14 protein-coding genes are annotated in these 13,943 nt (G+C 36.1%); 1 reads left to right on the top strand and 13 read right to left on the bottom strand.

Annotation, left to right across the window (positions count from 1 at the left end; genetic code table 11):
- Positions 1-130: 130 nt before the first annotated feature.
- The 10 genes from D9782_RS14835 to prsW form a co-directional block, all read right to left on the bottom strand.
- Positions 131-316, bottom strand: a complete 186-nt coding sequence (locus D9782_RS14835) for a capping complex subunit for YIEGIA (protein ID WP_026681027.1) — start codon at positions 314-316, stop codon at positions 131-133.
- Complete coding sequence (locus D9782_RS14830) at positions 317-1,210, bottom strand: YIEGIA family protein (protein WP_026681028.1); 894 nt, start codon at positions 1,208-1,210, stop codon at positions 317-319. It abuts the gene before it with no gap.
- A gap of 600 nt (positions 1,211-1,810) precedes the next feature.
- Positions 1,811-2,941, bottom strand: coding sequence for a 30S ribosomal protein S1 (gene rpsA / locus D9782_RS14825; RefSeq protein WP_026681029.1), 1,131 nt, complete (start codon positions 2,939-2,941; stop codon positions 1,811-1,813).
- A gap of 160 nt (positions 2,942-3,101) precedes the next feature.
- Complete coding sequence (locus tag D9782_RS14820; protein WP_026681030.1) at positions 3,102-3,680, bottom strand: lysophospholipid acyltransferase family protein; 579 nt, start codon at positions 3,678-3,680, stop codon at positions 3,102-3,104.
- Positions 3,681-3,692: 12 nt separating this feature from the next.
- A complete protein-coding gene (gene cmk / locus D9782_RS14815) occupies positions 3,693-4,376 on the bottom strand; it encodes a (d)CMP kinase (protein WP_121605086.1) in 684 nt (227 codons plus the stop codon).
- A 153-nt stretch (positions 4,377-4,529) separates the two neighbouring features.
- Positions 4,530-5,192 (bottom strand): flagellar brake protein, encoded by a 663-nt coding sequence (locus D9782_RS14810; protein WP_026681032.1) that lies wholly within the window; start codon positions 5,190-5,192, stop codon positions 4,530-4,532.
- Positions 5,193-5,279: 87 nt separating this feature from the next.
- Positions 5,280-6,623 carry a germination protein YpeB gene (ypeB, locus tag D9782_RS14805; RefSeq protein WP_026681033.1) on the bottom strand — a complete coding sequence of 448 codons (1,344 nt, stop codon included), beginning with the start codon at positions 6,621-6,623 and terminating at the stop codon, positions 5,280-5,282.
- A gap of 14 nt (positions 6,624-6,637) precedes the next feature.
- Complete coding sequence (gene sleB / locus D9782_RS14800; RefSeq protein WP_121605085.1) at positions 6,638-7,450, bottom strand: spore cortex-lytic enzyme; 813 nt, start codon at positions 7,448-7,450, stop codon at positions 6,638-6,640.
- A 314-nt stretch (positions 7,451-7,764) separates the two neighbouring features.
- Positions 7,765-7,962 carry a hypothetical protein gene (locus D9782_RS14795; protein ID WP_121603754.1) on the bottom strand — a complete coding sequence of 66 codons (198 nt, stop codon included), beginning with the start codon at positions 7,960-7,962 and terminating at the stop codon, positions 7,765-7,767.
- A gap of 519 nt (positions 7,963-8,481) precedes the next feature.
- Positions 8,482-9,192 (bottom strand): glutamic-type intramembrane protease PrsW, encoded by a 711-nt coding sequence (prsW, locus tag D9782_RS14790; RefSeq protein WP_051388308.1) that lies wholly within the window; start codon positions 9,190-9,192, stop codon positions 8,482-8,484.
- An 86-nt stretch (positions 9,193-9,278) separates the two neighbouring features.
- Here prsW and D9782_RS14785 point away from each other — a divergent pair, with 86 nt between their 5' ends.
- A complete protein-coding gene (locus D9782_RS14785; RefSeq protein ID WP_026681035.1) occupies positions 9,279-10,250 on the top strand; it encodes an asparaginase in 972 nt (323 codons plus the stop codon).
- Positions 10,251-10,552: 302 nt separating this feature from the next.
- On the opposite strand, the gene D9782_RS14780 is transcribed toward D9782_RS14785, so the two are convergent.
- The 3 genes from D9782_RS14780 to D9782_RS14770 form a co-directional block, all read right to left on the bottom strand.
- Complete coding sequence (locus tag D9782_RS14780) at positions 10,553-11,515, bottom strand: YpdA family putative bacillithiol disulfide reductase (protein WP_026681036.1); 963 nt, start codon at positions 11,513-11,515, stop codon at positions 10,553-10,555.
- Between the two features lie 124 nt (positions 11,516-11,639).
- Positions 11,640-12,872 carry a Glu/Leu/Phe/Val family dehydrogenase gene (locus D9782_RS14775; RefSeq protein WP_371414014.1) on the bottom strand — a complete coding sequence of 411 codons (1,233 nt, stop codon included), beginning with the start codon at positions 12,870-12,872 and terminating at the stop codon, positions 11,640-11,642.
- Between the two features lie 370 nt (positions 12,873-13,242).
- Positions 13,243-13,821, bottom strand: coding sequence for a genetic competence negative regulator (locus tag D9782_RS14770; protein WP_026681038.1), 579 nt, complete (start codon positions 13,819-13,821; stop codon positions 13,243-13,245).
- Between the last annotated feature and the right edge of the window lie 122 nt (positions 13,822-13,943).

Here is a 13,943-nt window from a genome sequence, read left to right as displayed (position 1 = left end):
TGTCGTATCGATAATTATATATTGCAATCATTGAAATGTTATTTCTATATTTATCGTCACTGCTCTATGACCTTTGAACAATTTCTATAATAGCAAAAGTAGTACATATTAACAATGAAATTCAAAATCGTTAATGCCTGACGATAATAAATAACTCTTCACTTAGCTCATGGGCAATTCCATCGGTGATTGCTTCTAGATTAGCAGCTGTATCCTCAGCTTCCTTTCTATTCTTGCAGATGAAAATAGGAGCACCACCATCAATAGCTGATCTATTCGTAGTAATAACAGCCAAAATCGCCTTTTCAATTTGCATTTATGAATTTCCTCCCTTTTTCACCGAACCTGATTCTGAAGGCATGCGAATTGCATTCTCTAATACTGGTACTGCTCCAATAACCTTAATTGCCTTATCAACCTCACGAATTTGTGGCAAAATGAATACGCCTATTCGACCATCATCTAAATCCCTTTTAATCAAAGGTGTAAGTGCTGGTGTGCCGGAATCACGGAAAACGCCAAGGGTTACAGATACATCATGTAATATTGCTTGTCGTTGCCCTAGATTTGCAATTGTCGTAATGACATTCATATTCTTAGGGGTTAAGACAAACCCCATACCATACTTCAATATTTCTTCCTGTCTTTCTGGAAGCCCGATATTCATAATATAGATGTTATCGACATAGAGACCGGCTCCTTCAAAATGGAGTTGATGATGTTTTATGTCGACAATATCCTTTATCGTCGATCCACTCATTAATATTCTGCTTATTATTAAACAAGCAATTGCTGCAATCATTGCATAGTACACGTTCCATACAAGAAAAACAAGTGTGCTTATAAAGGAAGTGATAATAACTAAGTAATTTCTACTTTCGAATGATATAGCTATCCCTTCAATATATGTTTTTCCTCTTGGTACTAATTCAAAACTATCTACTTCGGTTAAGGTATTCCGCTCCATATTTCTTACTTCTCTAAACTGGGTTGCTGCAACAGTTAAAAATGTAACTGCAGTAAATTCCAACTCCATGATTGCCGGAATAGCTACCGACCCTAATGCAGCTGCAATAAAGCCCAATGATACATGAATTACCTTTCCATGAAGATATGTAGGGTATTGACGATAATCGGTACGTAGCATTAGTATTCTTGCTACAGTTCCTATGATGACACCAAATAGAATTGGTAACGTATATTCATTCATTCTGACACCTCATGCATGCTTTGATTTATCCCGCATATAACTGGCAGTAATTACCCCTACTTCAAGCAATAGAGTGAAACCAATATTGGTAAAAGGGGATTGAACTGTGAGTAAATGTCCGATGGGTTTAAGGGCCTCTAGGTCATACCCTTGTGGTACTAACAATCAATGGGGATAAACAAAACCCTCACTGATTGAAGTTTTACTTTATGACGAAATAATTTACTTCTTCCTTTTTGTAGTATGTCTAAAATTGTTTTTATTACTATGACAAATAGGAGAATATCAAAAAATTGAATGTCGCCAATTTTTTCTAGAAAACCATATGTGGGATAAAATAATAAGCCGCTGTGCACAATTACCGCTTGCTATTAGCATCATAGCTATTTTCAAATAGTGGTATAGAACAAAAGAGCAAGCGTCCGATTAGAATCGTATCGACTGGAGCGAGCCAACGGATATAAAAGAATCACGATGAGCTTGCGGCCGATGATGACCTAGATTAGGGCGATTCGTGAAGTCGTATCGTTTCTATTTCCTAGACTACAAAAAAGGTTCTTTCTAAATTAAAGAAAGAACCTTTTTAAACAGCATCTCTATTTATTTGTATTTATTTAATTTATCACCAATAAAGTCTCCTAGTTGAAATCCAGACTGATCTTCATCCTTTTCATATTGCTTATATTCTTTTGCTTCTTGCTCTTGCTCAAGTTCTCTTATACTTAAAGAAATACGCTCTTCTTTTTCATTAACATCGAGTACTTTCACTTTCACGTTCTGACCAACTTCTAATACTTCCTGTGGTGTTCCGATATGACGGGTAGCAATTTGCGAAATGTGAACAAGCCCTTCTACACCAGATTCTATCTCTACAAATGCTCCAAAATTAACTAATCTTTTAACAACGCCTTCTACAATAGCTCCTCTTGAAATACGTTCCTCAATACCTGACCACGGACCTGGAAGTACCTTTTTACGAGATAGTGAAATACGTTCGCTATCTCTATCAACAGATAATACTTCTACTTTAATTTTATCTCCTTCTTTCACCACTTCCGAAGCATGATCAACATGCTCATGGGCAAGTTGAGATATATGAACAAGACCATCAACGCCACCAATATCAACAAATACACCAAAATTAGTTAAACGCTGTACCGTACCCTCGATTACTTGTCCAGATTCCAGTGATTGAAGTAATGATTTTTTCTTCTCTTCTAGCTCTGCTTCCTCGACAGCGCGATGAGATAAAATAACTCGATTTTGCTCTCGAACTAGATCAACAATTTTTACAGTAAGGGTCTTATCTTTATAATCACTAAAGTCTTCTACGTAGTGTGTTTCGACTAGGGAAGCAGGTATAAATCCACGTAACCCTACGTCTACAACTAAACCACCATTAACAATTTCTTTTACCTCTGTTTCAAAAACTTCATTATTTTCATATTTTTGTTGTAAGTCTTCCCATGCTTTATCTGCATCAATTGCTTTTTTAGATAAAATTACATCCTCTTCATCTATTTTTTTAACCTTTAGTGTTAGCGTGTCTCCTTCAGTTACAACATCGCTAGCTTTTTCAATATGAAGATTAGATAGTTCCCCAATTGGCAATATCCCTTCGGCTTTGTATCCGATATCAACAAGAACCTGTTTTTCATCTACTTTAACAACCGTTCCTGTTAGTGTATCTCCTACATTAACATTTGATACTTCATTTTTTGCTTCACTCATATCCATAGCCCTCCTAAATACAATTCGAAACAGAATAACTTATCTTTATTTTTGTTATTCACGTTTCCGTCATTCACCCTAAAACTAATAGAATAATACCAAAAAAAATCCCTTTTTTATAACTTCTAATAATTATAATTATTTGTCAAGTAAAGTAGTTTTAATTATTTTTTTCAATTAGTATGCTTATTTCTTCCATAATTGCATTGGCAGCTTCTTGTGCAGAAGCCTTTTTGATTCGTAATTCTTCCATTCGAACAGGCTCTCCGTATATAACCTGTAATTTGTGAAACGGTTTATATGTGCCCACAATCGCACAGGGAACAATAACTGCCTTAGATCGTAGGGCAAAAAAACCAGCCCCAGCCAGCGGTTCTCCTAGTTTACCCGTCTTACTTCTCGTCCCCTCTGGAAATAATCCAAGTGTACGCCCTTTAGAAAGTATTCCTAACCCTTTGCGAAGCGCATTGCGATCACTCATACCTCTTCGAACTGGAAAAGCTTGGATGCCTAATAATAATTTCCCTAAAAATGGTTTTTCAAACAATTCCTCTTTCGCCATAAAATGAATATCTCTAGGAGAAGTTATTCCAACAACAGGAGGATCTAGGTTGGAAATGTGATTAGAGCATATTATAACTGGACCTTCCTTTGGCACATTTTCTTTACCAGTAACCTTGATTCGATATAGAGGATAAAATATAAGCGCAACAACAAATTTAGCGAATTTATATAACATGAAAGTTTCCCTCTATTTCGTATGTTTTATTTTTTTGGCTTGCTCGAGTATTTGCTGTGCTACCTCGTTTATGGTAAGTGATGTTGTATCAATTTCAAGAGCATCCTCTGCTTTAACTAAAGGTGATGCTTCCCGTTTAGAATCAATTTGATCTCTTTGCTCAATTTCTTTTTTCAATTCTGCTAAATCAGAAGCTATTCCATTTTTTATATTTTCTTCATGCCTTCTTTTTGCTCTTTCTTCAACAGTAGCTACTAAAAATATTTTAACTTCAGCATCTGGAAGTACATGAGTCCCAATATCGCGACCATCCATAACCACATCTCTTTTAGCGGCCAAGGCTTGCTGACGATTAACCATTTCACTTCGGATCTTCGGATGTTTAGCAACATAAGAAACCGTATTAGTGACTTCAAGTGAACGAATTGCTCCTGTTACATCCTGATTGTCAATAAATACCTTTTGTCCCTCTATGGTTTGCTTTAATTCAATAGTTGTTTTTAGTAGTAGTGCCGTTAGAGCTTCTTCATCGTTTACATCTACTGAATGGTTCATTGCTTGTAATGTTAAAGCGCGATACATTGCTCCCGTGTCTATATAAATACAAGCAAGTTCCTTAGCTACCATTTTTGCTACCGTACTCTTTCCTGCTGCAGCAGGTCCATCAATTGCTATTGTTAATGTATCCTTTTTCATGAAATGACTGTCATTCCTCTCATAACGATAAGTTCTATTAAAATAGGTTGAAAAAACTTGGCTAATGCCAAGTTTAAGAAAACAAACCTATTTATTATAATAACATACCCCACAAATATAGGTCTATTTCAAAACGGGGTTAACATGCTGTTATTATTCTAACGACATTTCTTTTTTTCTAGCCTCTCGCTGTTTTTCAAAACAATAACGGATAATATTTTGTTGCTCACTCGTAGACAGTGTCAAAAATTTTAACGCTGCTATTTTTATACCATGTTTTTTTTCCTGTTGAAAAGAAATAAATTCTACAATCGATCGCACATAATAATACGTACCATTTGAGAAAGGGAGCGTAAGCCAAACCTCCGCCTGACATCCAACTATTTTTATATGTTTTGGAATAATAATAGAAATTCCCCCTGCACTTAAATCAGAAGTAATCGTCGTAAATGGTTGACTGTTACTATCGATCATATGCACCGCTACATCAATTGCTGTATTAACTCTAACAAAGGTTCGTCGTTGAATTCGCTTCATATTTTCGTCAGGTAACGCAATTGCCATAGCAGGCACATTAAGCTTTACTCTTGCTATAATTTCTGAATTAAAGTGATAGATAATATCTTCTTCATCACTATAAGTTACCGATAACAACGTACCTTTTACGAATAATGTCGACTTCTGCGTTTTCATATGAACTGGATAGTCAATAAACAAATAGTTTTCGTTTTTTTCAATTACTTTACATCGGTATTTTTCTTTTTCTGTATTCCCAGCTATGGCTATTTCAATATTCAATACCGTACCAATTTTCATATTAACTCACCCTATTTCACTATAATGAACCTTTATACCTATTATTACAGAAAAATCCGAAAAGAGGAAGACAATTTTGTCCTCCTCCTACATACTACTTGCATAGTTTATTTCCGAACCACTCAATTTCTCTACTCTTTCTTCTTTTCCATCCATAGCATTAATAAATATTCGGTACGTTTCGTTTCCTAATATACCAAGAAATTCATAGGTTAAGACTTCTTCACCAAGATCATTATCAATTACGGCTAGAAATTCTTCCTGGATATCGACATTAGGATTAACCATCTCTTTTGCTTCTTCTTCACTGAGCTCTGGCGTTGGTTTTTCTCTCTCTGTATGGTTCATAAAGTAATCATTTGCTGTTAATCCAAGAATATCACCGTTATCTAACGCCACTTTAACTTCCATCGCATCAGAATAATAACGGACCCCATCTTCACTGTATAGGAAAGAGAATGCACCAATATTATCAAATTGCGTACTTTGAAATACAGTCATATTTTCAAAGTCAAATTGCTCTAAATATTTTTGCGCTTTTTTCATGCCTTGATTCAAGCTAATTTGTTTATCATTTACCGGTCTATCTACCAACAGCGTAATTGGATGTCCGCCTTTTTGCGAGAGATCCATATAGGCATTTTTCTTATCATTACGGTAGGAGATGCTGTAAACTGGGACATCTGCGCCTTTTCCGCTCTTTGTTATATTTATTTTTTCATTATTTTTTACGTTAAATAATGATTTAGCTTTTGCCAATGCTTCATCTTCACTTATTTCTTCTCCAGTTAGAAACTTATACTCATGTTTTTTGACGGAGGTATTTGAGATAGAAGCATCACCATTACCCTCTGAAAATCCTTCTACCGTTTTTTCCACAGTCTTAAACCCATCAATAATCGTGTTATCCATCTGTTCATCTTCATTCGCCATTGCTAACTGAACATCCATCCAGCGTAAATTATTTTTTAAAGCTACATGTTGAACTTGCCTTAATTCGTCTTTAATCTCACCTGACTGCTTGTATAAACTTTCTAATGATTTGGTCTCCTTATCTGACAACGGATCAGTCTCTAAATTCCTAACCGCTGTACGATAGGTAAAGTCGCCAATCTCTGAAAGAAATTCTTCCGTTTTATTAAACGGTAGTAATCCTAGCGGTAATTGACCGACATCAGAGAGTGCCTCTGATGTTATACGCCATATTTCTACGAGCTGTGGCGATAATCGTTGATCTGAATTCATAGCTAATGCAGAGCCAATTTTATCATTCAGTAGATCTACGTGATAGGTGAGCTCATGAAAGGCTCGTTGATACGTATTTTCAGCTTGGATAAGAATTGCGTTTTTTTCCTGATGTTCTTGGTAGCCCCAGAAAGCTGTACCTGCAATCCCAATTGCTAAGACAGCGATTAGTATCCAGCGAAACATAATAAACACCCTTTCTATTTACAAAATATATGTTTTCCTATTTTCTTGATTTGTGGTCGTGACCATATCCACGCCGATGTTGCTGTATCTGGATTAAAATAATACTGTGCATTCCCTGATGGATCCCAGCCGTTTATCGCATCTAGCACTGCTTTCTTTGCAGTTTCATTTGGTGTTAACCAAATTTGTCCATCTGCAACAGCAGTAAAGGCTCGAGGCTCAAAAATTACACCAGAAACATTATTAGGGAAAGTAGGACTTTCAACCCTATTCAAAATTACTGCTGCCACTGCAACTTGTCCGACATATGGTTCCCCTCTTGCTTCACCATAAACAGCATTTGCCATTAATTGAATATCATTTTGTGAATATCCCTGCGGCACATTAACAGCTGTATTGCTATCGGCTTGATTACCACCAGTAGCACCTCCACCAGTATCCTGGTTTTTATCTGTTCCACCATAATGGGTAAAGTCTTTTCCTTGATTAATTTGTTGCTTGACATACGACTCATCATATTCACTGGCTTTTACTAGTTTTGCCTTTGTAGCAGCACCGGCAAGCCCATCAATTTCCATACCAAATTCATATTGAAAATTCCGTAAAGCCCAGTATGTTCCCCAGCCAAAAACACCATCAATTTTCCCATTATAAAAACCTAAATATTGTAACCTAGCTTGTAATTCTATAACGTCATCACCGACTGCACCGTGCTGAATTACTTGTGAACTGAAAGCATGGACAGGTTTATCTGGTTGTGATACTTGTATTCCAATAAATAAAAAACATATAATAAATAATGTAATCGGTCGTTTTTTATTCCTCATCTGTTATCCTCCTGCTATCTCATATTGTCTATCTATTTTTTGACTAAATCATGTTTTTATTCATGAATCGTTCACTTGGACTAATACCGGACTTTAAAGTGCATAAAATTAGGAGAAGCACAAGTAAACGTAGCATAACTGTACTTAAAACGCGTGACGTTTTATAAAGTAGCTGAGCCTTGTATTTAATACAAAGAAATACAGACACATCGAATTCTGATATAATTATAAGAAAAACTGAGCAAAATTCGCTCAGTCCTTATCACTACATGCTCCGATTTACGCTTCCTCTAGTAGCTATTATGGAATAATAGCTACTGCTTGACCACCACTCCGGCTGCCCACTTCCCTTTCCGTGGGGTTTGTCCTTCAGCTAACTTTTTTAGCAAAACCCGCTCAAAAAAGTGGATCTTCAGGTCAAACATTTCCCACAGGAGTTGAAGTGGCCGGCCTTCGCTATTATCAGGCTCTACAACGCTAGCATGAAGTAACACAGCTGCTTTTATACTCACGGATAGCGATTTTCACTTTACCCATTGTAAAAAAGTCAACCTATTACTTATGACAAGAATTGTTGCACCTTCGCATAGCGGAGACTAATTACGTAGACTCCTGCGGGATTAGCGCGAGCCGAAAATCCACTTTGCAACGTGTTCTTCTTTGCAAAGTTAGTTGAGGCCGTGCCCACGGAAAGCGAAGTAATTAGTCGGAGCATTGCCAATATACATCTAACATTCAAAATAACTACTTGGCTTAACGCAGTCATTGCACTGATTTTATACTTTCTTAACTTAGAACAAAAGCGCTAGCGCCCGATTAGAAACATAGCGACTAGAACGAGTCAATGGAGATAAAAGAATCAAGGTGCTCTTGCGAGCAGATGATGACTTATCGGTGCGATTCGTGAAGTCGCCGAATTTCTAGGAAACTGGAGCTGAACGCGCTCAGCACGCCCATATTTATCCACGTGGAATAATTTTATATTTTCCTAAACTAAAAAAATCCTCTTTACTTAACGTATAAGAGGATTCTTAGCCTTCTTTTCTATTTTGTACATCGACTGTAGATGCTTTATGATCTGTATCTATTAAAAGATAGTGATTCATTGGTTCATTAGCTAATTTTACTCTGCGTAATCCTATAATCCATAGAATAATCATAAATGGGGCAAGCAAAACTACCCAATTACTAGCGACTTCGACAAGAATATAATTATAGGTGCCGTGCAATAAAAAAGGAAACAAAAATGCGAGTAGTAAATTTTTTGGTTTTTGTAACGGGTAAAGCTTCGCCTTCCCAAAATAATAACCCATAATCACTCCAAATAATGCATGAGAGGAAACTGGAAATAAGGCTCTTGTAAATGCATAGCTTATTCCATTTGTAAACAAATATAATACATTTTCAAGCGTCGCAAAGCCAAGACTGATGGCTACTGCATATACAATTCCATCATAATGAGCATCGAATTCTGAATGATGAAATATAGCATACATGAAAATAAACCATTTAAAGAACTCTTCTAATAAAGAAACAAGAAAAAAAGACTGTAAAAAATTATTAGTAATCAACTCTTCAGATTGAAATACATATTGAATAAACATGATTGGAAACACAAGTAACATACCTAGAACAAAGGTACGAATAATTAATGGCAAGGGTTCGCTATAACGATCCTTTAAATAGAAAAATGACATTAAAGCTAATGCTGGTGCTATTCCAGCAGATAAAATTGAAAACATAGCTTTTAACCTCTTTCACTTCCAATACAATAATCGTATCATTAAGTATAGTGAATGAAAATAGAAAATTATAGCAGGTGATTAAAATGAAGAAAATACTTATCCTCCATACTGGCGGGACCATCTCAATGGTTGAAAATAAAGAGACAGGTGCAGTAAATACAACTAGCCAGCATCCACTAACAGATTTAACCCACCACTTAAAAGCATATGCAAATATCGATGAGCGTATTGAGCTTTCATTACCCTCACCACAAGTAACACCGAAGCATATGTTACAATTAGCCAAAATAACAGAAGAGATGCTACCGTTCTATGATGGTATTGTAATTACACATGGAACAGATACATTGGAGGAGACTGCCTATTTTATTGATCTTTTACTCGATACTGATAAACCAATAATAATAACTGGTGCAATGCGTTCAAGTAATGAAATTGGTTCAGATGCTCTATACAATCTAATTAGTTCAGTTAGAGTTGCTGTATCCGATCAGGCGTCTAACAAGGGCGTGTTAGTAGTTATGAATGATGAAATTCATACGGCTAAAAATGTGACGAAGACTTCAACTAGTAATGTAGCTACCTTCCAAAGCCCACAATATGGGCCGCTTGGAATAATTACTAAAGACTCTATTATTTTTCATCACACCGTCATTAAACGATATGCTTATCCAATTAACCAAATTGAGAAACAGGTTTTTTTATTAAAAGCTTATGCTGGTATGGACGCAACAATCCTTGAGGCTATTCATAAAATAAATCCAGACGGTATTGTAATCGAGGCATTAGGGCAAGGAAATCTTCCAAAAGAAACAATTGTACCAATACAGCAAATGGTCCAGCAACATATACCTGTAATTTTAGTATCTCGATGCTACCAAGGTGTTGTACAGGCTACATACGGATACGATGGCGGCGGAAGACAATTAAAGGATATGGGAGTTATCTTCGCGAATGGCTTGACTGGTCCAAAGGCTAGAATTAAATTACTCATTGCACTAGAAACAACTAAGAATATGGCTGAATTACAATATATCTTTGAAAATGAATTTTAGCTTTCTACAAGTCAGGAACCTACATTGTCGGAACAGAACATAATAACCCAAAGCCGAACGAAGAGGTAGTTACCCCAGAAGTTAGACTTTTCACACTAATTTCTGGGGGCGTACCAATCCATTCGGCTTTTTCTACTCAAAGCTATTTTATGGTAGTCTAGGAAATGATAAAATTTGCCCATGTGGATAAAAGGGGCGTGTTGAGCAGCGTCCTTCAACTTACACACAGTGCCATTATTTTATAATTTCTTTCCTGTTCTTGTTCGTCTATAGAGAGGCGAGCATTGATGTTGTTCCCATCCTCAACTTTTGCTGTGGATTGATTTTGCAATTGCTTCTCCATGGAAACGTCCATTTTCAATAAAGATTTTATTATTATTAAATCCTGCTGCAACTACGCCAGCTATATAAATACCGGGTATATTAGTTTCATAATTTCTTTCATTAAACCTCGGCATCCCTGAATCTTTATCTATTTCTACTCCCATAGAAGTAAGTAAAGAAATATCAGGTCGATATCCTGTCATTGCAAAAACATAATCATTCGGGATAGTTTTAGTTTCCCCATCCACTTCATATACAATCGCTTCCTCAGTTACGTTACAAACCTTACCATTAAAGATCATATTCACTTCTTCTTTTCGAACAAGTGAATCAAATTCTGGCAAAATCCAGGGCTTAATACTCTCCGAATAATTACTACCTCTATATATAACGGTTACTTCTGCACCTGCTTTATGCAATTCAAGTGCTGCATCTACGGCTGAGTTCTTTCCACCGATCACTACTACACGCTTTCTAAAATAAGGATGACCTTCCTTGAAATAATGCATCACCTTATCCAACTCTTCACCTGGAATGCCCATCATATTTGGTTGACCATAATAACCAGTAGCAATTACAACATTATCTGCTTCATACTCTTGTTTTTCGGTTCTCACATGAAATCCATTATTCGTTTTCTTAACGGAGGTTACCTCTTCAAATGTATTTATACGTAATTGCTTACGCTCCGCAACAGAGCGATAATAAGCTAATGCTTGATTGCGGACTGGTTTGTGCTTTTCGGTAATGAAAGCTACATCGCCTATTTCTAGCTTTTCACTTGAGCTAAAAAAGGTTTGATGCGTTGGGAAATTATAGATAGCATTGACGATATTTTCTTTTTCAATTACTAGTGGACGATATCCAAATTTTTGAAGTTCAATAGCACAGGACATACCACAAGGTCCAGCACCTACGATAATAACTTTTTCTTGTTGCATGAATAAAACACTTCCTTCTAACTAGAATTCCACGAGAATATTCACGAATAATGAGAAAAACTCTTACCTTACTTACTTGGATAAGAGTTTTCCGTCATTAATCATCTACTCATGGTTTTCTTTTTTATACCCAGCCGCGGAATCTCGAAGCCTCAGCCATTTTTCGAACACCAATCATATATGCAGCTAAACGCATATCTACTCGTCTCGTCTCAGCTGTATTATAGATAGAGTTAAAAGATTTAACCATAATTTCATGAAGTTTCTTATCAATTTCTTCTTCTGTCCAATAATAACCTTGATTATTTTGAACCCATTCAAAATAAGAAACAGTTACACCACCTGCAGAAGCTAATACATCGGGTACTAACAATATGCCTCGTTCACTCAGTATTCGTGTACCTTCCATTGTGGTAGGTCCATTTGCAGCTTCAACTACAATGCTTGCTTTGATCTTATCAGCATTCTCTCCAGTAATTTGATTTTCAACAGCAGCTGGTACTAGGATATCACAATCAAGCTCTAATAGATCTTTATTTGAAATTGTATTATTAAATAATTTGGTAACCGTTCCAAAACTGTCTCTTCTATCCAGCAGGTAATCAATATCAAGTCCTTCTGGATCATAAAGAGCTCCATATGCATCGGATATACCTACAACTTTCGCACCAGCATCATGCAAAAATTTAGAAAGAAAGCTTCCCGCATTCCCAAATCCTTGAACTACTACTCTTGCTCCCTTAACATCTATTCCTTTTTTCTTTGCAGCTTCGTTAATACAAATTGTAACACCTTTCGCAGTTGCAGATTCCCTACCGTGTGAACCTCCGAGAACAATTGGTTTACCAGTTATAAACCCAGGACTATTAAATTCATCAATACGGCTATATTCATCCATCATCCATGCCATAATCTGAGAATTTGTAAAAACATCTGGAGCAGGAATATCTTTTGTAGGACCTACAATTTGACTGATAGCTCGTACATATCCTCGACTTAATCCTTCTAACTCACGGAAGGACATTTCACGGGGATCACAAATAATTCCACCTTTTCCTCCTCCATATGGTAAGTCTACAATACCTGCTTTTAAACTCATCCATATAGATAATGCCTTCACTTCTTTTTCTGTTACATCCGGGTGGAATCTTACCCCGCCCTTTGTAGGGCCTACTGCATCATTATGCTGTGCACGATACCCAGTAAAAACCTTAATTGACCCATCATCCATACGAACTGGAATTCTTACTGTCATCATTCTGATCGGGTCTTTTAACAACTCAAAAACTTCATCAGGGTAACCCAATTTCTCCAATGCAGTTTTTACAACAGTTCGTGTTGAACTTAATACATCCATTTTCTTATTCGTGTCTTTGGTAGAGTCTGCTGCGTTATCGGCTACCATGAATTTACCTCCTAGAATATCTATAAATATTTAGTAATAGCTGTACTCAGAGATTAGTATACACCTTCACTACAAATATGCAATAAAATCACTTCATTTTTTATAATAATTATCCTCTTGTCGGAATTGACTGATTATTCTTATGCAAAATAAAAGAAAACGCTTTACTTTTTCAAAAAATAATTGCCGAAGCTCTCTATTTTAGCTGTAAATTACTGTAAAAGCTTCGGTATATATTTTTGATCTAATTAAGTAGCACATTAAAGATTAAAAGCACTTTTTTCTTCCACTTCTTTGTGGGTATATTTTCCTTCATATCAATTTATTTAAATTTAGCTCTAATTTGTTCGACCGCATGAGATGGAAAAATTATCTTACCATACTCTTTTAAGCGATGTGACGTTATAATACTTGGATAGGCATATTCTGACATGACAGCTATAATATCTTCACGGTTATGATTCTCTAAATCATCATCTTGAAGTAGCATATAATATGTGCTATCCATATGATAAACTTGGCCGCCTTCTATGGATAGTGCGGACAAATTATTAGAAACATGTATGACATCTTCGAAATCTAAAAATGAGAAAAGTAGCTCTTTACTTTCATCTAACGTAACTTTCATCTCAATGAAATCATCATCCCAATGCAGGGTTTCGATATTTTGAGTTACAATTACATGCATCCCTTGCGCCTGCATTAAATGCACTTGTACCAGTAGCATGCCTTCAAGTTCAAAACCCAGCTCCGAGCTTGCTTCATACATCATATCACTAAATAAATTTCGGACACCTGATGCATCATACCATAAATCCTCTTTCGTAAATCCTCGTTCAATTAAATCATCAAATGTCAAAAAAATTGTAAACTGATTATCGGACACTCGTTCAATACGCATATAGCATCCTCCTTTATGAGCTGTATTTTCATTTACAAACATAACTCCATGCTATTTATAACATACGTTACTAAGCTGCACAATACAATATAATCATTCTATTGTAGTTCTTTTATACACTA

It is taken from the genome of Virgibacillus sp. Bac332, assembly GCF_003667785.1.
Lineage (GTDB): Bacteria > Bacillota > Bacilli > Bacillales > Amphibacillaceae > Virgibacillus > Virgibacillus salarius.
The sequence above is the reverse complement of the archived record's forward strand: the minus strand, read 5'-3'. Positions and strand labels throughout refer to the sequence as shown.

What these genes read in the sequence shown, in the direction of transcription:
- D9782_RS14835 (WP_026681027.1), bottom strand. Translation starts at nt 316, where the DNA reads ATGCAAATTGAAAAGGCGATTTTGGCTGTTATTACTACGAATAGATCA.
- D9782_RS14810 (WP_026681032.1), bottom strand. Translation starts at nt 5,192, where the DNA reads ATGAAAATTGGTACGGTATTGAATATTGAAATAGCCATAGCTGGGAAT.
- prsW (WP_051388308.1), bottom strand. Translation starts at nt 9,192, where the DNA reads ATGTTTTCAATTTTATCTGCTGGAATAGCACCAGCATTAGCTTTAATG.
- ypeB (WP_026681033.1), bottom strand. Translation starts at nt 6,623, where the DNA reads ATGTTTCGCTGGATACTAATCGCTGTCTTAGCAATTGGGATTGCAGGT.
- D9782_RS14785 (WP_026681035.1), top strand. Translation starts at nt 9,279, where the DNA reads ATGAAGAAAATACTTATCCTCCATACTGGCGGGACCATCTCAATGGTT.
- D9782_RS14770 (WP_026681038.1), bottom strand. Translation starts at nt 13,821, where the DNA reads ATGCGTATTGAACGAGTGTCCGATAATCAGTTTACAATTTTTTTGACA.
- D9782_RS14820 (WP_026681030.1), bottom strand. Translation starts at nt 3,680, where the DNA reads ATGTTATATAAATTCGCTAAATTTGTTGTTGCGCTTATATTTTATCCT.
- D9782_RS14780 (WP_026681036.1), bottom strand. Translation starts at nt 11,515, where the DNA reads ATGCAACAAGAAAAAGTTATTATCGTAGGTGCTGGACCTTGTGGTATG.
- D9782_RS14830 (WP_026681028.1), bottom strand. Translation starts at nt 1,210, where the DNA reads ATGAATGAATATACGTTACCAATTCTATTTGGTGTCATCATAGGAACT.
- cmk (WP_121605086.1), bottom strand. Translation starts at nt 4,376, where the DNA reads ATGAAAAAGGATACATTAACAATAGCAATTGATGGACCTGCTGCAGCA.
- sleB (WP_121605085.1), bottom strand. Translation starts at nt 7,450, where the DNA reads ATGAGGAATAAAAAACGACCGATTACATTATTTATTATATGTTTTTTA.
- rpsA (WP_026681029.1), bottom strand. Translation starts at nt 2,941, where the DNA reads ATGAGTGAAGCAAAAAATGAAGTATCAAATGTTAATGTAGGAGATACA.
- D9782_RS14775 (WP_371414014.1), bottom strand. Translation starts at nt 12,872, where the DNA reads ATGGATGTATTAAGTTCAACACGAACTGTTGTAAAAACTGCATTGGAG.